Raw genomic sequence first — 19,241 nt, forward strand, 5'->3', positions numbered from 1 at the left:
AAATTACCTCTTACAAAGAGCATACTAAAGTAAGTATAGCAGTATTGAAAATGGAAGGCAAGGTGAAAAGAGAAAAGAGTTGAAAAGAAAGAGACTAATTCCCCCTAAAAATGGTATAATAGGAGCATCACGAAAATTGGAGAGACAGCATGAGTTTTTACAATCATAAAGAAATCGAGCCTAAGTGGCAAAAATACTGGGCTGACCATCACACTTTTAAGACAGGAACAGATGCCTCAAAACCTAAGTTTTATGCGCTTGATATGTTCCCTTACCCATCTGGAGCGGGTCTGCACGTAGGACACCCAGAAGGTTACACAGCGACTGATATCCTCAGCCGTTTCAAACGTGCGCAAGGCTACAATGTCCTTCATCCAATGGGATGGGATGCTTTTGGTTTGCCTGCAGAGCAATACGCTATGGATACAGGTAATGACCCAGCGGAATTCACAGCAGAAAACATTGCTAACTTCAAACGCCAAATCAATGCGCTTGGATTCTCTTACGACTGGGACCGTGAAGTCAACACGACAGATCCAAACTACTACAAATGGACGCAATGGATTTTCACCAAGCTTTATGAAAAAGGCTTGGCCTATGAAGCGGAAGTGCCAGTAAACTGGGTTGAGGAACTGGGAACAGCTATCGCCAACGAAGAAGTCCTTCCTGATGGAACATCAGAGCGTGGAGGCTATCCAGTTGTCCGCAAACCAATGCGCCAATGGATGCTTAAAATCACGGCCTATGCAGAGCGCTTGCTCAATGACTTGGATGACCTTGACTGGCCAGAGTCTATCAAGGACATGCAACGCAACTGGATTGGAAAATCAACTGGTGCCAATGTAACCTTTAAAGTTAAGGGAACAGACAAGGAATTCACAGTCTTTACGACACGTCCAGATACCCTTTTCGGTGCGACTTTCACTGTTTTGGCTCCTGAACATGAATTAGTAGACGCCATCACAAGTCCTGAACAGGCTAAGGCTGTAGCGGACTACAAACACCAAGCCAGCCTCAAATCAGACTTGGCTCGTACAGACCTTGCCAAGGAAAAAACAGGGGTTTGGACGGGTGCTTATGCAATCAACCCTGTCAACGGTAAAGAAATTCCAATCTGGATTGCAGACTACGTTCTTGCTAGCTACGGTACAGGTGCCGTTATGGCCGTACCAGCCCACGACCAACGTGACTGGGAATTTGCTAAACAATTTGACCTACCAATCGTAGAAGTGCTGGAAGGTGGAAACGTTGAAGAAGCTGCCTACACAGAGGATGGCCTTCACGTCAACTCTGACTTCTTGAACGGTCTCAACAAAGAAGATGCTATTGCTAAGATTGTGGCTTGGTTGGAAGAAAAAGGCTGTGGTCAAGAGAAGGTAACTTACCGTCTCCGCGACTGGCTCTTTAGCCGTCAACGTTACTGGGGTGAACCAATCCCAATTATTCATTGGGAAGATGGGACTTCAACAGCTGTTCCAGAAAATGAATTGCCACTTGTCTTGCCGGTAACCAAGGATATCCGTCCTTCAGGAACTGGTGAAAGTCCACTAGCTAACTTGACAGACTGGCTTGAAGTGACTCGTGAAGATGGTGTTAAAGGTCGTCGTGAAACCAACACTATGCCACAATGGGCAGGTTCAAGCTGGTACTACCTCCGTTATATTGACCCACACAATACTGAGAAATTGGCTGATGAGGACCTCCTCAAACAATGGTTGCCAGTAGATATCTATGTGGGTGGTGCGGAGCATGCTGTTCTTCACTTGCTTTACGCTCGTTTCTGGCACAAATTCCTCTATGACCTTGGTGTTGTTCCAACTAAAGAACCGTTCCAAAAACTCTTTAACCAAGGAATGATCTTGGGAACTAGCTACCGTGACCATCGCGGTGCTCTTGTAGCGACTGATAAAGTTGAAAAACGTGACGGTTCCTTCTTCCATGTGGAAACAGGGGAAGAATTGGAGCAAGCACCAGCCAAAATGTCTAAATCCCTCAAGAACGTTGTCAACCCAGACGATGTGGTGGAACAATACGGTGCCGATACCCTTCGTGTCTATGAAATGTTTATGGGACCACTCGATGCTTCAATCGCTTGGTCTGAAGAAGGATTGGAAGGAAGTCGTAAGTTCCTCGACCGTGTGTACCGTTTGATCACAAGTAAAGAAATCGTTGCGGAAAACAATGGCGCTCTAGACAAGGTTTACAACGAAACGGTTAAATCTGTTACTGAGCAAGTCGAGTCTATGAAATTCAACACAGCCATTGCCCAACTCATGGTCTTTGTCAACGCTGCTAATAAGGAAGACAAACTCTATGTGGACTACGCCAAAGGCTTTATCCAATTGATTGCCCCATTTGCCCCTCACTTGGCAGAAGAACTCTGGCAAACAGTCGCAGAAACAGGTGAGTCTATCTCTTATGTGGCTTGGCCAACATGGGACGAAAGCAAATTGGTTGAAGATGAAATTGAAATCGTCGTTCAAATCAAAGGTAAAGTCCGTGCCAAACTCATGGTAGCTAAAGACCTATCACGAGAAGAATTGCAAGAAATCGCTCTAGCTGACGAAAAAGTCAAAGCAGAGATTGATGGCAAAGAAATCGTGAAAGTGATTAGTGTCCCTAATAAACTCGTAAATATTGTCGTTAAATAACGAGTTTATTAGCCCTATCTGCCACCTTCAATAGTCCACTGGACTATTGAAGCCAACTAAATTGGTTAATATTGTTGTAAAATAAGAAATTAAAAAGTCTCCTGTTTAAGAGTAATAGTAATTAAGGAGACTTTTTTAGTCTAATAAAAAAGTATTACAGGTTAAAGGAGAGAATAGTGAAATTACTACTTTATATAACTACATGGTTTGTTTTTTTTATAATTATTCATAGTAGATTGATTTATAAACGGAAACAAATAGATAATAATATAAGCTATAGCAGGAATTGGATGAGTAAATTTATACCTAACTTCTTATTATATCTGATATTTCTTATATTATTATCTATATTCGGGACGTTATCGATATCGACTTGGGCAATTGTTACTGCGATAGTAGCTTTAATCAAAGAACTATTATCTAAAAATACTGCAAAGTATACATTGAGTGTAGATTCTAAAGATTACAATAAAAAGGGTATGCATAATTTATTTCTAGTCATTTTACTAGCGGTTGTATTATTCTATATAAGTTTATCAGTTATTGATGAGTTAGAAGTGTATGCTTATCAAAAATCAAATAACTTGATGGTGTTCTTTAAACAAGATTGTGCAGAGCAATTTTATAACGATTTTAAAAAAATCGGATTACTAGATAATCAATCAAATAAAATTCTAACAGGCCTTATTCGAATGTTGTTTGTGGAATTGGAAGTTGTTTGCCTACCAATGATATATTTCTTTTTAAATTACACTTTTAAAAAATCTTTTGGAGATAGTATGAATTCATTGTATAAAAAAATGATGGGAAGTCAGACATATAATTTGGATGGGTACTGGCATGAGATTGATACTGAAGGGAAAATTACAGCTAGAGAAATATTTTATATATCATCAGGCACACTTTATGATAGGGTTGACTTGAGTAAAAAATACACCCTAGTAGTCAATGATGATGAAATCAGTATAAATGAAGATGGTGAAGAGATTCTTATTTGTATTGAAGAATCTAAGGATAATAAAAAATTAAAAATTAATGATAGATATTTTATTAACAAAGAAACATCAATATATAAGGAGTGTAAAAAACAAGGAAAAGTTCTATTAGATAGAATACCTTTATTTTGAGAGAATAAGCGATAGAGTGTAAAAATTGACTCTTTATATTTTTTAGAGAAGGATTGGATGAATAAAGTTTTATTGAACAATATAAATCTCCTCTAAGAATTTTAGAGTTGGTTTTGTAACGCATTAATAAAAAGAGGAAATTATGATTAAGAAAACAATCTTGTTTAAAATACTCAACCATATAATTGTAATCTCAGTAATTCTTACTAGTATACTGAGCAATGCTATTGATGCTACTGACTTTTTATCAACTAATGATATAAATATTTTAGAGACAACATTGACTATAGACACTCTGTTTGCAGTTTTTATTACTTTCTTTAGTTTTTCGAATGATAAATCAAGCAATATTTTTGGAATATCTCCAAATGAAATTATAAGGACACAGTCTGAAGTGTATCAATTTTTATTTACAAAATCTTTTGCAACTCTATTAATAGTGACAAATTTGTTATCCATTATTCATTATTTTGGAGCCAAAAATTTAATAGTTTCTTTTAATGAAACTTATCCTCGTGTTCAATCCAGTGTTGGTATCATGTGGCTACTACTGTTTGCCATTTTAGTAATCTATTTTGTTTGGCTCCTAATAGAGGGATTAAAATATATCAAAAAAATAAATTATGTTATTCAGAATAAGGTACTTGTCAATTTTTATTCTCAGGTAAAATCTAGTAAAGGACTTACTGATTCTGAATTGAAAAAATACGGTGAATACATTGATTTGTACGAGTTGTGTCGTCAAGAAACAGGTGTAAAGCTTCTTGCATTTTTGAGGGGAGTAGACGAAAAAATAGGGCAAAATCCTAGTAATGCAGTGAGGGTTATCTTTGAATCTTTTGATAAGGCAGATCAAATTGCAGCTCTTAGTATTTGTAAAAACTATTTAGCAGAAGGACAGGTTTCAAATGAAGAAGATGTGGAAAAATTGTTAAATGAAATTGATAAAAAACTTGAAATTAGTAGATAGGACAATTCAAATAGGATTGAGTAAAAAGTTTTAAAACTATCAAAAGGAGAAAGCTATGCCAGTAAATGAATATGGTCAGATGATTGGTGAACCTGTAGACGACACACCTGGAGTCTTGCCTTCACTTGTACGGATAGAAGGACAGTATACGATTATCGAAGCTCTGTCAGTAGAAAAGCATGCGGAGGATTTGTTAGCTGTTTATGGTCCAGATAGCCCTCGTGACATGTGGACCTATCTCTTTCAACCACCAGTAGAAAATCTCGAAAAATTAATCGTCGCTTTAAAGCAGATGCTTGAGCGCAAGGATCGCTTCTATTATGCGATTATCGATAAAGTGACTGGAAAGGCGCTGGGGACTTTTTCTCTCATGCGTATTGACCAAGCCAATCGCGTGATTGAAGTTGGAGCCGTGACCTTTTCGCCGGCTCTTAAACAGACCAGGATGGGAACAGAAGCCCACTATTTGCTTGCTCGTTATGTCTTTGAAGAGCTTAACTATCGCCGTTATGAGTGGAAATGTGATGCGCTAAATCTACCTTCTAGAAAAGCAGCAGAACGTTTGGGCTTTATCTACGAGGGAACCTTCCGTCAAGCTGTTATTTATAAAGGGCGTACTAGAGATACGGATTGGTTGTCTATGATCGACAAGGATTGGCCAAGGGTTAAGGCTCGTTTTGAAGCATGGTTGAAGCAAGATAATTTTGATGAAAATGGACAACAGATTAAATCTCTACGAGAATGTTAGGAAGGTTTGCTATGATTAAGATTACAAAAGAAACATCTGTTTCAATTGATGACGTTTTACATCTCTATCAGGCAGTTGGTTGGACAAACTATACCAATCAGCCACAGATGTTGGAGCAGGCCTTGTCTCATTCGCTAGCCATTTATCTAGCGCGTGATGGCGAGAAAATCGTTGGTCTAGTTCGCTTGGTTGGAGATGGTTTTTCATCCGTTTTTGTCCAGGATTTGATTGTTTTGCCAAGCTATCAGCGCCAAGGGATTGGTAGCGCCTTGATGAAGCAAGCTCTAGCTGATTATAAGGATGCCTACCAAGTACAACTAGCGACAGATGAGTCAGAAAAGACTCTTGGATTTTATCGTTCCTTAGGTTTTGAAACCTTATCTAGTTTTCAGTGTACGGGTATGATTTTGGTGGACCGAAAAAAATTAAAATAATTTTTTTTCACTTAAGCTAACTTTAAGTCTTGTCCTGTATCATTTAGTTATTAAATAAAGACCTCCTAACTTTATTTAATAGAAATCCTAAACTTTTTTTCATAATAATATCCCTAATGAAGCCACCCAATTTGGTGGCTTTTTTGTTATGTGACTTTCAGCGATATTTCATTGGTATTCGTTGTTTTGAACAAAAGTAAAAGTTCGTGTCAAGGATAACGCGGATATCCATATAATACAAAGATCGCCGAATCTTCTATTATTTAGAAACTTGATGCCTTTAAAATTGGTGTCATTAAACTTTTTAATGACCTACTTGAGATCCTGATAAAAAGTATCTGATTTATCGTGGTTTTATCAAAAGGTATCGAAATATGAAACAATTAAATTTTTCAAAAAGAAGATTATCGAGGAAATCTCGTGTAACAATATAGTATTTCGTGAGGAAGTAAGATTATGGAAAAACACTTTTTCTTGATGAAAATCTATATCTAGTATATAATCAATCTATAACGTATAGATTGGAGATATATCATGGCTATAAGCTTATCGAAACAATATAATTTTAAACTGAATGAAGCTACTATGGAACAAGCTCGAAATATTATCAAGGAAAAGGGCATGACAATGACAGATGCTATTTCTTTATTTGTGGAGCAAATAGTTCTAGAGCAAGATTTGCCTATTAAGACGGCCGAAGATCTACATCGAGAACAGTTGATTAAAGAATTACAAGCCCAATCTGAACGTGCCTTGAGAGAATACGAGGCAGGAGAAGGGATTTCCCTAGACAGTATGAGGGCACGCTATGGCTTATAAAGTGATCCTTTCAAAAGAAGTTGAACAAGCTATCGACAATATACACGACTATATAGCTACGGTACTTTTATCCCCTCAATCTGCTAAAAATACTGTGACAAAAATTTTAGATGGCTTAAAGAGTCTAGAAGTCTTTCCTGAAGCTGGTTTTGATGCTGATGTGAAAATCGGTGTAAAGATTAATAGTAAGTTTCCTACACGAGGAAAAATTATAGATCAATACGTTTTGCTTTACTTTATTGATCAGACACAAAAGACTGTTTTTCTCTCCCATTTATTTCATACCAAGAGTGACTATGTTACCTTGCTACAAAAAGACAATAAAAAAAGTTCAAAATCTTAAGCTAACTTTAAGTCTTATCCTGTATCATTTAGTTATTAAATAAAGACCTCCTAACTTTATTTAATAGAAATCCTAAAACTTTTTTCATCATAATCTCCTAATAAAGTCACCCAATTCGGTGGCTTTTTTCTTGTTTGCTTTTAGCAATTTTTAATTAGTATTTATTATTTTTGAACAAAAGTAAAAACTAGAAAATCTTAAGTTAATTTTAAGTCTTCTCTTGTATCATACAGTTATTAAGTAAAGACCTCCTAACTTTATTTAATAAAATCCTAAACTTTTTTTTCATAATAATCTCCCTTAACTCCACCCAATCAGGTGGAGTTTTTTTGCTTTATTTCAAGCTTTTCGGGAGTTTCCTAAACATCGTTTTCCAATAAATTTCGGTATTTTTCGGTATTTTTCGGATTTTGGTCGGGGAATTGGCGGGGATTTTTTAGTGAATATGACTAAGAAATAGGTCTGTTGTCGTTTCAGTGAGTTCGTCCTCAACTTGGTTATAACGATCCGTCATATAGATTTTTGTATGGCCTAGTGCCTTCCCAAACTGCTCGGTTGGAACTCGTGAAATAATGTGAGGAAGTGGTACATCATATGAAAGTCTGTCGTTTCATTTAGTGGATTAAAATGTTGGTTTGACTAGTTTGAGTTGATGAGCGCCCATGTTCATTGATAGTGATGTAATCTTTTGTTTTCTTTGATAATTCCTAAGGTTCTCTTAATGTTGAAAGTCTTATTGGACAAGGGAGTAAAACTTTGACAAAAATCGCGAACTGTGCGATAATGGAGAGGAATTAAGGATTAGTTCTATATCATGGACTAGAAAAGACCCCAAGCTAACTTCCACATTAAGCTTGGGGTCTTTTTTGACACTATTTATCCTTGTTTAGCCATTTATCGACTAAGCGAAGAACGACACCGACCACAATTGGTCCGATGATAGTTTTAAGGATTAGTTCCATCATGGGCTATTTCACCTCCTTTCGTAGGCGGTGTATCAGTGCCGTAAAATATTATACCACATCAGTGCTAAACTCGGGAGCTATCCAATCGGGTGGCTTTTTTGTTTGTAGGCTGGATTTTTGCTATAATAGGAACATGAGTAGAATTTTAGATAATGAAATCATGGGTGATGAGGAGCTGGTAGAACGTACCCTCCGTCCCCAATATTTACGTGAATATATCGGTCAGGACAAGGTCAAAGATCAGCTTCAAATCTTTATCGAAGCAGCGAAAATGCGTGATGAGGCGCTGGACCATGTTCTTTTGTTTGGCCCTCCAGGTCTCGGGAAAACAACCATGGCTTTTGTCATTGCCAATGAACTGGGAGTCAATCTTAAGCAGACGTCCGGTCCCGTTATCGAAAAAGCCGGTGATTTGGTAGCGATTTTGAATGACTTGGAGCCAGGAGATGTTCTTTTTATTGACGAGATTCATCGCTTGCCTATGTCGGTGGAAGAGGTGCTTTACAGTGCTATGGAAGACTTCTACATCGACATCATGATTGGTGCGGGGGAAGGTAGTCGCAGTGTCCATCTAGAATTACCACCTTTTACCTTGATTGGTGCGACGACACGAGCAGGAATGCTATCGAATCCACTTCGTGCACGTTTTGGAATTACTGGTCATATGGAGTATTATGCTCATGATGACTTGACAGAGATTGTCGAGCGGACGGCAGATATTTTTGAGATGGAAATCACCCATGAGGCAGCTTCCGAGTTGGCTCTCCGTAGTCGTGGGACTCCTCGTATCGCCAATCGTCTCCTCAAGCGCGTGCGAGACTTTGCGCAGATTATGGGCGATGGCTTGATTGATGATGTGATTACGGATAAGGCTTTGACCATGCTGGATGTAGACCATGAAGGCTTGGACTATGTAGACCAGAAAATTCTCCGCACCATGATTGAAATGTACGGTGGCGGTCCTGTCGGTCTAGGAACTCTTTCGGTAAATATCGCTGAAGAGCGTGAGACGGTAGAAGATATGTATGAACCTTACCTGATCCAGAAAGGCTTTATCATGCGAACTCGTTCAGGACGGGTCGCGACAGCCAAGGCTTATGAACATTTGGGGTATGAATACATTGAAAAATAAGGCTGAAATCTTAGAATCTTTTAGAGAAAATCCTGATATGATGGCTATTCTGACCATTATCCGTGACTTGGAGTTGAAAGATTCTTGGTTGGCAGCTGGCTCGGTACGAAATTTTATCTGGAATCTCTTGTCAGATAAGCCAGCCTTTGACCGTGATACGGATGTGGATGTGATTTTCTTTGATCCTGATGTGAGTTATGAAGAAACGCTGGCTATAGAAAGCAAGTTGAGGGAGGACTTTCCCCAATATCAATGGGAGCTGAAAAATCAGGTCTATATGCATCAGCATAGTCCCCATACGCCTCCGTATAGAAATTCCTGCGATGCCATGAGTAAGTATCCAGAGCGTTGTACGGCAGTAGGACTGCGCTTGCAAGCTGACGCAACTTTAGAGCTCTTTGCTCCTTATGGTTTGGAGGATATTTTAAACTTTCAGGTTTGTCCAACTCCCCATTTCTTAGAAAATCAAGATCGAATGAAGCTCTATCAAAAGCGTTTATCCAAGAAAAATTGGCGAGAAAAATGGAAAAATCTTACAGTTAAAAATACTTAAGGAAACTTTAAGATAGGAGTTGTATACTTATCTCATAAGTTAAAAAGACCTTAACTTATACTCCTAAAACTTTTTCATAATAATCTCCCTATAAAAAAATTAAGTCGCCCAATCAGGCGGCTTTTTTTTGATGGAGCGATGATTCGATATATAGTAGATTGAACCTAGAATAGTACGCTACGGGTTTTAAAACATTGCTAGAAATTGATCTGACTTTTCTTTCTGGTCAATTTGTTTATATTTTATTTCATCCTACTGAATTTTTACAATAATATTTTATTTTTTAAAGGGAAACAGATGATTATTGGATAAAAAAAGAATCTTAAATTCAGGTAAAATCTACAAAAAGAACAAGTCATTTGTATTAATATATTTTTTATACAAATCTTTGGACAAAGCAGGCTCTAATGTGCTATAATAAGGTGTTATAGATTGAGCTCTATATCAAAATTTTTTAAGAGTACACCAGTGCTTGTCAGGGTGAAAAAAGAGAAAATATCCATGTAACATGACTGTGTATCTTAAGAATGTTTTGGTATTTAGTTTTTTTATAAAAAATGAACTCAAGGAGAAAAAAACATGTTTTTTAGACGTCAAGAAGGAGAGTATCGAGAAACCGATCGTGTAACTAGATACAAACTGATTAAGTCAGGGAAACATTGGTTGCGTGCCTCAACGTCTTTATTCGGGCTATTTAAGGTTCTTCGTGGTGGTATTGATACTGCTCAGGTGACAACTGAAGTTGTGGAAGATCGTGTCTCAACTTCTTTAACTGGGATAGATGTCCTCAAGGGGATAGCTGCCGCGGGGGCTGTTGTTGGTGGTGGAGTTGCCACTCATACGCAAGTCCATGCCAATGAACAGCTGGCTGTAGAGAAAGTCGTGGATGGTACTGACAATCTAGTGAATTCTGATCAGGTTGTTTTGGGAACTGTCAATAAGGATGAGGAGCAGCAAACGTCTGTTTCAACATCTAACTCTATCAGTGAGAGCATCTCGCTATCAGATTCTACAAGTGCCTCGACCTCAGTCTCAACAAGTCTATCTGAGTCCGTAAGTGCTTCGACCTCAGCTAGCACGAGCACCAGTGTTTCATCTTCAACTTCAGCTAGCACCTCGTCTTCATTGAACGATTCTGCTTCAACATCAGATAGTGCTTCAACTGTTGCAAGCAGTTCTCACTCTGAGACTTCGCATGTAGAAGGTTCACAAAGGGTTTCTAGCGAAAACACTATCAGTAACGACAGAGTATCAAGAACTACAGTAGACGCTAGCAATGTTCAGGTCAATCCTGATCTTTCTAGTTCTCTTTCAACTGCAGAAAACTTTACAAGTCAAAATGCGAGTTTGACAGCTACGACAACAGCGACTCTTGCTGCGACAACGATAGCAGAAACAAGCGCTAAAAAGCAAGCAGAAGACCGTAAGAAACTGGCAGCCCTTTCAGCAGAAATGGGAGAATACCTGGCTAAAGCCGTGGACCTTCCAGATACAAGCTCAGCCATTCTTAAGGTGAAATCTGCTATTGCTGAGATTGAGTCTACTCTCAAGGATCCAAACGCTGACCTAGGAACAGTTGTCAAGACAGCTACTTCAGCTCGCAACTCTATCGCCAATGCGGTTTCACGTGCAACCTCTGGCCAACGTGATAGCCGTAACGGGCAAGCGATGCCAACAGGGGGAAATCTCAGAGGTTTTGCACCAGTAACGCTAAATCAGCAGACGACTGCATCACTTGAGCAAGGAACCTTTGCAAGCGCTAACCGTGAGGTTCTTTGGCGTATCAATATGCATTCGCAGAGTCCACTTAATTATGCTGGTTTAATAGCACAAGTGGATAAAAACACGACCATTACACGAGTTTACTTTAATGGTGAACCTATGGAGAAACGTGGTGGTTCTGGGAATGAGTACATTTTTAACAAGCGCCATGATTTGAATAGAAACTTAGATGCAACTATTTTAATCTATGCAACGGTGAATAATAATTCTAGTGAAGCTACTTTGAATGCCCAGGTGGCTACAAGTAGTAGACCGTTCGAAAGCACTTCAACTGCTGGGAACTATACCAGTGTAATGACTGGTACTGTTCCAACAGGAACAGGTCAGCGACTGGGTAGTAAACCACCAACTATTACATTACCAACTGAGATTACCTATTATAATGACGACAAAATCGCTACGGTAAATATGCCACTCAATGATGATGTAGGGATGAAGCGCCTAGATGCTGCAGAGAGTAATCCGATCATTACTGGCTTGAATGCGCCTAACTATCCAGCAACTAGCAAAAATGGTTATGGAGATCTTGGAATATATGATAGACGTGGTCATTTTACAGGATACCAGAAATCATATAATGTACAAATTGTTGGGACAATTGGTCGAAACAATGGAGTAGGAAAAACCGGTACTGCAGATGGGGCTTGGGAACCGTATAAACCTGGTGCATATGTTCTCGAATATGAAGTGACGGATACTGACAATCAAACCACTACGGCTCGGATGACTGTTCGTATCAAAGGTTTCAACGAACGTAACGAGCCTGTGAGTGGTGATACTGTTACGGTTAACAATCCGTCATCTTTGAGCGAGACTGAGAGAGCTCAAATTCTTGAAAACTTTAGGAACAATAGTAAAAATGCCACTATCCTCAACAGTTCTGATTACAAGAAAAATTCTGAAGGTAATCACGAAATAACGGTGTCTAATACGGGTGAAATCACTATTACTTATCGTGATAACACTGTGGATGTCGTTCGAGCTAGCGTAAGAGCTGAAACGGTACCTCCTGTGCCTGGTGTTACAGTGACGCGTGATGGCCAGACCATCCAAGCAACAGAGAGCCCAGACCCTAGCCGTGGGAAGGAACACATCGTCTATGCTGGTGATGACTTTACAGTTGATTTCACAGCGTATGATAATAGCGGGAAACTAAAAGAGTTTAAGATTATCTCCAAAGCGGACGCTAATCGACCTGCTTTAACAACCAACTTCTTCCAAGGTGATAATGATACAGGAGATGAGTATGGTAAAGGTGTGGTTGACCATCTAAATAGTGGCGATATCAATGCTACTGAGAGCAGTCCAGCTCATATCGTTGTAAAGGCCCATCTTAGGGATGATTTGGAGTGGAAGTCAGGAAATACTTGGCAACGAAATGCGGTTGCTACCGACCAAGTAAATAATCGAAATGTCACAACAGGAACTGGTAATGTTCGTATCACTCAAGGACAACTGAAAGACCGTCTTAAAGTAATAAATCCTGACTTTACACCTGTAGCAAATAAAGATAGCTTAACAGATGATGAAAAGGCAGCTGTCAAGACTGCCATCTATGCTAAAAATAATCAGGCAATACACCGTATCAAAGATATTCAAGTTGCAAACGATGGAACTGCAACGATTATTTATAAGGATTTAACAAGAAATACTATTTCTCGATCTGTTACAGTTAATGAACGTCCAAAACTGGAGATTCATTATGATAATGCTACAACTAAGGAAATCTATCTATACCGTGGGGAAGAAGTTAATGTAACCTTTAGAGCAACTGATGATTCTGGCAAGATTTCTTCATTGAAGTTTGAAATGCAAGGTACAGCTGACAGTACTAATGGTACAAACTATGCAGGATATACTGGAATTACTCGTTCAAATCCGATCGCTAGCTTAACGAATCAAACCGATGCAAAGATTACCCTTACAGGCACTCTAGCAAAAAATGTACCGTTAGCATCATTTGAACGCTATTTAATGGCAACAGATGACCAAAACACCTCTGATAGTAACCATGCAAAAAACGGTATAACCGACAATGGTTATGTCAAATTTGTAATCAAAAGCCAGACTGATAAATATACTGCTGTAGCGAAGGCATCGACTATTTATACCTATACTGGTGAAACGGCAACGGATTTAAACGATGCTACGAACTTTGTCCAGCTTGATGGTGGAGGACAGCTCCCTCAAGGAACGACTGTTTCATGGGTTAGTCGCATTGACAACACATCTGCTGGGACAAAAAGTGCAGTTGCACGGGTTACTTATTCTGATGGCTCGACTGATGATGTAACAGTTAACTATACTGTTTATCCAAAAGTTGAAGTTAAAACTTATAATGGTGTAAAAGGTAAATTCTATGCCTTTAAGTCAGATCAAGGTAATGATAAAGTTACTGGCGGAGACTGGGCTAATAATATCGGTGGAACAATCCAACAATATACAAATTTGGGGGATTCAAGTCTGTCAGGGACAACATGGTCTTATAAGTATAAAATAAATAATCAAGGTAACGAAATTACAACCCCTGTTGGAACACAGCCGTTTGGCGCAATTTGGCATACTACGGGTTCAGAAGCTGAGAGCCATAGTACAACCTATACGCTAATTGCCACATATCCAAAAGGACGTTTTGGGGATGTTTCAACAAGCAATCCAGCCTTGACAAGTCAGACAAACTTTGATTATACAGTTGTTGATCCTGTAGCTAAACAGGAGTACGTTACAACTGTGGCAAATAAGACTCCATTAGCAGAGATTATTGAAAATCCAGGAGAGGCGCTTAAAAATTCGAACGAAAGTGTATCCTTCCCAACAGGAACTACCTTTAGTTGGGATCAGGCTCCTGATGATGCTATGCTGGAAAACGCAGGAGTTTATACACGAAAAGTAAGAATCACTCTTCCACAAGGATCTTACAGCGGAACTGCTAATAGTAGAACGGTTGATGTGACTATTAAGGTCAATCCACAAGCACCGGTTATCTCAGTTGCTTCTACCAACGAAACAGGTGGTTTGCCAAATCGTTCAATTGTGGTTACGAATGTAACACCTGGAGCGGTTGTTACGCTCACATTAGCTGGACATAAATTTACCAAGACAGCTAAAGACAACGAATCAAGTGTTACCTTTGAACCTGCAGAGTTGCAAAAAGCTTACGATGGCAACAATGGGCTACTTCCGACGGAGGATGTGACTGCTAAGCAAGAAAAAACAGTAACACTTCCAAGTGGTGGAACTGAAACCTTGAGTTCGTCTACAACGACTGCAACTATTACCAAAGAAACTGTAGCACCTGAAGTAACTTTTGAACTTCATATTAAGAATGATAAGACTGGCCAATGGGAAAAACAAACGATCAAGAATAATGTTCGTCCAGGAGTCAGCGGTTACGAAGTCTTCGCAGGCGACAAGATTAAAGTTGTTCTAACTGCTAAAGATAATAGTGGTAAGATTAAAACTCTGAAATTAAACGATGGAACTTCTGATATCAGTCGTATTTTCCAAACTGGTTATTCTTCAGATGATGATGCACTAGGAATTAAGGATATTACCACTGAAGCTTCAACAACAAATCCAAAAGTATTAACGTACACTGCTACTTATGGAGAAAATGTCCAATATGTAGTTGGTAATAAATGGACCCGTGGAACTAGTGCTACAGATTTATCAGATAATACAGGTAGAGTCACAACTGTAGTTGCACAAGGTAAACTGAATGAAAAATTCCCAGGTATTAAACCAAACGGAGTTATTCAAGTTTCTAATTTAACTTCCTTGACTCAAGATGATCTTGATAAGATTCTTGCTGCAGTGAAGGCGTCTAACCCTACGTCAGATTTCCGTATTAAATCGTATGAGATTGCTAGCAATGGAACTGTAACGATTACCTACAAAGATGGAACCAAAAACACAGTGACTCCTGATTTGTCGGATTCGGATTATAAGTCAGCATCAGCCTCAACCAGTGCGTCAGTGTCTGCTTCAACCAGTGCATCAGTAAGTGCAATGATCAGTGCATCTGAGTCAGCTTCAACAAGCGCAAGTCAATCAGCAAGTACATCAGCTAGCCAGTCAGCATCAACCAGTGCAAGTCAATCAGCAAGTACATCGGCTAGCCAGTCAGCATCAACAAGTGCAAGCCAATCAGCAAGCACGTCAGCGTCTGAATCCGCATCAACCAGTGCGAGCCAATCAGCAAGCACATCAGCTAGCCAGTCAGCGTCAACCAGTGCAAGCCAATCAGCAAGCACGTCTGCAAGCCAAAGTGCTTCAACAAGCGCAAGTCAATCAGCAAGCACATCAGCTAGTCAGTCAGCATCGACAAGTGCGAGCCAATCAGCAAGCACGTCTGCAAGCCAAAGTGCTTCAACAAGCGCAAGTCAATCAGCAAGCACCTCAGCTAGCCAGTCGGCGTCGACAAGTGCGAGCCAATCAGCAAGCACATCAGCTAGCCAGTCAGCGTCAACCAGTGCGAGCCAATCAGCCAGCACATCAGCTAGTCAGTCAGCATCGACAAGTGCGAGCCAATCAGCCAGCACGTCAGCTAGTCAGTCAGCATCGACAAGTGCAAGCCAATCAGCAAGCACGTCAGCTAGCCAGTCAGCATCGACAAGCGCAAGTCAATCAGCAAGTACATCAGCTAGCCAGTCAGCATCGACAAGTGCGAGTCAATCAGCAAGCACGTCAGCTAGCCAGTCAGCTTCAACAAGCGCAAGTCAATCAGCAAGTACATCAGCTAGCCAGTCAGCGTCAACCAGTGCAAGCCAATCAGCCAGCACGTCAGCAAGCCAAAGTGCTTCAACAAGCGCAAGCCAATCAGCCAGCACATCAGCTAGCCAGTCAGCATCGACAAGTGCAAGCCAATCAGCCAGCACGTCTGCAAGTCAGTCAGCGTCAACCAGTGCGAGCCAATCAGCCAGCACATCAGCTAGTCAGTCAGCATCGACAAGTGCGAGCCAATCAGCAAGTACCTCAGCTAGCCAGTCAGCATCGACAAGTGCGAGCCAATCAGCCAGCACCTCAGCTAGCCAGTCCGCATCGACAAGTGCAAGCCAATCAGCCAGCACCTCAGCTAGCCAGTCAGCTTCAACAAGTGCAAGCCAATCAGCCAGCACATCGGCTTCTGAGTCAGCGTCAACCAGTGCAAGCCAATCAGCAAGTACATCGGCCTCTGAATCAGCATCAACCAGTGCAAGCCAATCAGCCAGCACATCGGCTTCTGAGTCAGCAAGTACAAGTGCAAGCCAATCAGCCAGCACATCAGCCTCTGAATCGGCGTCAACCAGTGCGAGCCAATCAGCAAGCACATCAGCCTCTGAATCAGCGTCAACCAGTGCGAGCCAATCAGCAAGCACGTCAGCCAGCCAAAGTGCTTCAACAAGCGCAAGTCAATCAGCAAGTACATCAGCTAGCCAGTCAGCTTCAACAAGTGCAAGCCAATCAGCAAGCACCTCAGCTAGCCAGTCCGCATCGACCAGTGCGAGCCAATCAGCAAGCACGTCAGCTAGCCAGTCCGCATCAACAAGCGCAAGTCAATCAGCAAGCCAATCAGCAAGCCAGTCAGCATCGACAAGTGCGAGCCAATCAGCCAGCACATCAGCTAGCCAGTCAGCATCAACAAGCGCAAGTCAATCAGCAAGTACATCGGCTAGCCAGTCAGCATCAACAAGCGCAAGTCAATCAGCCAGCACGTCGGCTAGCCAGTCAGCATCAACAAGCGCAAGTCAATCAGCAAGCACGTCTGCAAGTCAATCAGCAAGCACATCAGCTAGCCAATCGGCCTCAACAAGTGCGAGCCAATCAGCAAGCACATCAGCTAGCCAGTCAGCGTCAACCAGTGCGAGCCAATCAGCAAGCACGTCTGCAAGCCAAAGTGCTTCAACAAGCGCAAGTCAATCCGCAAGTACATCAGCTAGCCAGTCCGCATCGACCAGTGCGAGCCAATCAGCAAGCACAAGTGCATCAGAGTCAGCATCAACCAGTGCAAGCCAATCAGCAAGCACATCAGCTAGCCAGTCCGCATCGACAAGTGCGAGCCAATCCGCAAGCACGTCAGCTAGCCAGTCAGCATCGACAAGTGCGAGCCAATCAGCAAGCACGTCAGCTAGCCAGTCCGCATCGACCAGTGCGAGCCAATCAGCAAGCACATCAGCTAGCCAGTCAGCATCGACCAGTGCGAGCCAATCCGCAAGCACGTCAGCTAGCCAGTCAGCATCGACAAGTGCGAGCCAATCCGCAAGCACGTCAGCTAGCCAGTCAGCATTGACCAGTGCGAGCCAATCAGCAAGCACATCAGCTAGCCAGTCAGCATCAACAAGCGCAAGTCAATCCGCAAGCACGTCAGCAAGCCAAAGTGTATCAACAAGCGCAAGTCAATCCGCAAGTACATCGGCTAGCCAGTCAGCATCAACCAGTGCGAGCCAATCCGCAAGCACATCAGCGTCTGAGTCAGCATCGACAAGTGCGAGCCAATCCGCAAGCACGTCTGCAAGTCAGTCAGCATCGACAAGTGCGAGCCAATCCGCAAGCACGTCAGCTAGCCAATCAGCATCGACAAGTGCGAGTCAATCCGCAAGCACGTCAGCTAGCCAGTCAGCATCGACAAGTGCGAGCCAATCCGCAAGCACGTCAGCAAGCCAAAGTGCTTCAACAAGCGCAAGTCAATCCGCAAGTACATCAGCTAGCCAGTCAGCATCAACAAGTGCGAGCCAATCCGCAAGCACGTCAGCAAGCCAAAGTGCTTCAACAAGCGCAAGTCAATCCGCAAGCACATCAGCGTCTGAGTCAGCATCAACAAGTGCGAGCCAATCAGCAAGCACCTCAGCGTCTGAGTCAGCATCAACCAGTGCGAGCCAATCCGCAAGCACCTCAGCTAGCCAGTCAGCATCGACCAGTGCAAGCCAATCAGCCAGCACATCGGCTTCTGAGTCAGCATCAACCAGCGCAAGTCAATCAGCAAGCACGTCAGCTAGCCAGTCAGCATCAACCAGTGCAAGCCAATCAGCAAGTACATCGGCCTCTGAATCAGCAAGTACAAGTGCAAGTCAGTCAGCAAGTACATCGGCCTCTGAATCAGCATCAACCAGTGCAAGCCAATCAGCCAGCACATCGGCTTCTGAGTCAGCGTCAACCAGTGCAAGCCAATCAGCAAGTACATCGGCCTCTGAATCAGCATCAACCAGTGCAAGCCAATCAGCCAGCACATCGGCTTCTGAGTCAGCAAGTACAAGTGCGAGCCAATCAGCAAGCACATCAGCTAGCCAGTCAGCTTCAACAAGTGCAAGTCAATCAGCAAGCACATCAGCTAGTCAGTCCGCATCGACCAGTGCGAGCCAATCAGCAAGCACGTCGGCTAGCCAGTCAGCTTCAACAAGTGCAAGCCAATCAGCCAGCACAAGTGCATCTGAATCAGCAAGCACATCAGCTAGCCAGTCAGCGTCAACCAGTGCGAGCCAATCAGCAAGCACCTCAGCTAGCCAAAGTGCTTCAACAAGCGCAAGTCAATCAGCAAGTACATCAGCTAGCCAGTCAGCATCAACAAGCGCAAGTCAATCAGCAAGCACGTCAGCAAGCCAGTCAGCATCGACCAGTGCGAGCCAATCAGCCAGCACATCAGCTAGCCAGTCAGCATCAACAAGCGCAAGTCAATCAGCAAGTACATCGGCTAGCCAGTCAGCATCAACAAGCGCAAGTCAATCAGCCAGCACGTCGGCTA

Annotated in this window: 10 protein-coding genes and 2 pseudogenes; 11 read left to right on the forward strand and 1 reads right to left on the reverse strand. The window is 41.8% G+C overall.

From position 1 onward, the window contains the following. Positions 1-149: 149 nt before the first annotated feature. From leuS to QM406_RS07300, 7 genes are all read left to right on the forward strand, one after another. The gene (leuS, locus tag QM406_RS07270; RefSeq protein WP_414273830.1) at positions 150-2,651 is read left to right on the forward strand and encodes a leucine--tRNA ligase; all 2,502 of its coding nucleotides are present in this window, start codon (positions 150-152) and stop codon (positions 2,649-2,651) included. A 176-nt stretch (positions 2,652-2,827) separates the two neighbouring features. After that, the gene (locus QM406_RS07275; RefSeq protein WP_414273831.1) at positions 2,828-3,778 is read left to right on the forward strand and encodes a hypothetical protein; all 951 of its coding nucleotides are present in this window, start codon (positions 2,828-2,830) and stop codon (positions 3,776-3,778) included. A gap of 142 nt (positions 3,779-3,920) precedes the next feature. Next, positions 3,921-4,748, forward strand: a complete 828-nt coding sequence (locus tag QM406_RS07280; protein ID WP_414273832.1) for a hypothetical protein — start codon at positions 3,921-3,923, stop codon at positions 4,746-4,748. A 55-nt stretch (positions 4,749-4,803) separates the two neighbouring features. Continuing rightward, positions 4,804-5,496 (forward strand): GNAT family N-acetyltransferase, encoded by a 693-nt coding sequence (locus tag QM406_RS07285; protein WP_075231163.1) that lies wholly within the window; start codon positions 4,804-4,806, stop codon positions 5,494-5,496. An 11-nt stretch (positions 5,497-5,507) separates the two neighbouring features. After that, a complete protein-coding gene (locus QM406_RS07290) occupies positions 5,508-5,930 on the forward strand; it encodes a GNAT family N-acetyltransferase (protein ID WP_075231164.1) in 423 nt (140 codons plus the stop codon). A 534-nt stretch (positions 5,931-6,464) separates the two neighbouring features. Beyond that, positions 6,465-6,749, forward strand: coding sequence for a type II toxin-antitoxin system RelB/DinJ family antitoxin (locus tag QM406_RS07295; RefSeq protein WP_075231165.1), 285 nt, complete (start codon positions 6,465-6,467; stop codon positions 6,747-6,749). Further along, a complete protein-coding gene (locus tag QM406_RS07300) occupies positions 6,739-7,092 on the forward strand; it encodes a type II toxin-antitoxin system RelE/ParE family toxin (RefSeq protein ID WP_414273833.1) in 354 nt (117 codons plus the stop codon). The genes QM406_RS07295 and QM406_RS07300 overlap by 11 nt, the downstream gene beginning before the upstream one ends. Positions 7,093-7,964: 872 nt before the next feature. Here QM406_RS07300 and QM406_RS07305 read toward each other — a convergent pair. Then, the gene (locus QM406_RS07305; protein WP_050101940.1) at positions 7,965-8,057 is read right to left on the reverse strand and encodes a type I toxin-antitoxin system Fst family toxin; all 93 of its coding nucleotides are present in this window, start codon (positions 8,055-8,057) and stop codon (positions 7,965-7,967) included. Between the two features lie 133 nt (positions 8,058-8,190). Between QM406_RS07305 and ruvB the strand changes: the two genes are divergently transcribed. The 4 genes and pseudogenes from ruvB to QM406_RS07325 form a co-directional block, all read left to right on the forward strand. Next, the gene (gene ruvB / locus QM406_RS07310; protein ID WP_083303327.1) at positions 8,191-9,189 is read left to right on the forward strand and encodes a Holliday junction branch migration DNA helicase RuvB; all 999 of its coding nucleotides are present in this window, start codon (positions 8,191-8,193) and stop codon (positions 9,187-9,189) included. Continuing rightward, positions 9,170-9,742 carry a nucleotidyltransferase family protein gene (locus QM406_RS07315; RefSeq protein ID WP_414273834.1) on the forward strand — a complete coding sequence of 191 codons (573 nt, stop codon included), beginning with the start codon at positions 9,170-9,172 and terminating at the stop codon, positions 9,740-9,742. Before ruvB ends, QM406_RS07315 begins: the two co-directional genes overlap by 20 nt. Before the next feature lie 579 nt (positions 9,743-10,321). Further along, positions 10,322-15,388: pseudogene (locus tag QM406_RS07320) on the forward strand (accessory Sec-dependent serine-rich glycoprotein adhesin); the annotation flags it as partial. Between the two features lie 369 nt (positions 15,389-15,757). Then, a pseudogene (locus QM406_RS07325) lies at positions 15,758-17,548 on the forward strand (hypothetical protein); the annotation flags it as partial. Positions 17,549-19,241: the final 1,693 nt, after the last annotated feature.

It is taken from the genome of Streptococcus infantis (assembly GCF_047465035.1).
GTDB classification, from domain to species: Bacteria; Bacillota; Bacilli; order Lactobacillales; family Streptococcaceae; genus Streptococcus; species Streptococcus infantis_T.

Coding starts and splice junctions, on each gene's coding strand:
- QM406_RS07300 (WP_414273833.1), top strand. CDS start 6,739: ATGGCTTATAAAGTGATCCTTTCAAAAGAAGTTGAACAAGCTATCGAC.
- QM406_RS07285 (WP_075231163.1), top strand. CDS start 4,804: ATGCCAGTAAATGAATATGGTCAGATGATTGGTGAACCTGTAGACGAC.
- QM406_RS07290 (WP_075231164.1), top strand. CDS start 5,508: ATGATTAAGATTACAAAAGAAACATCTGTTTCAATTGATGACGTTTTA.
- QM406_RS07315 (WP_414273834.1), top strand. CDS start 9,170: ATGAATACATTGAAAAATAAGGCTGAAATCTTAGAATCTTTTAGAGAA.
- QM406_RS07280 (WP_414273832.1), top strand. CDS start 3,921: ATGATTAAGAAAACAATCTTGTTTAAAATACTCAACCATATAATTGTA.
- QM406_RS07305 (WP_050101940.1), bottom strand. CDS start 8,057: ATGATGGAACTAATCCTTAAAACTATCATCGGACCAATTGTGGTCGGT.
- ruvB (WP_083303327.1), top strand. CDS start 8,191: ATGAGTAGAATTTTAGATAATGAAATCATGGGTGATGAGGAGCTGGTA.
- QM406_RS07295 (WP_075231165.1), top strand. CDS start 6,465: ATGGCTATAAGCTTATCGAAACAATATAATTTTAAACTGAATGAAGCT.
- leuS (WP_414273830.1), top strand. CDS start 150: ATGAGTTTTTACAATCATAAAGAAATCGAGCCTAAGTGGCAAAAATAC.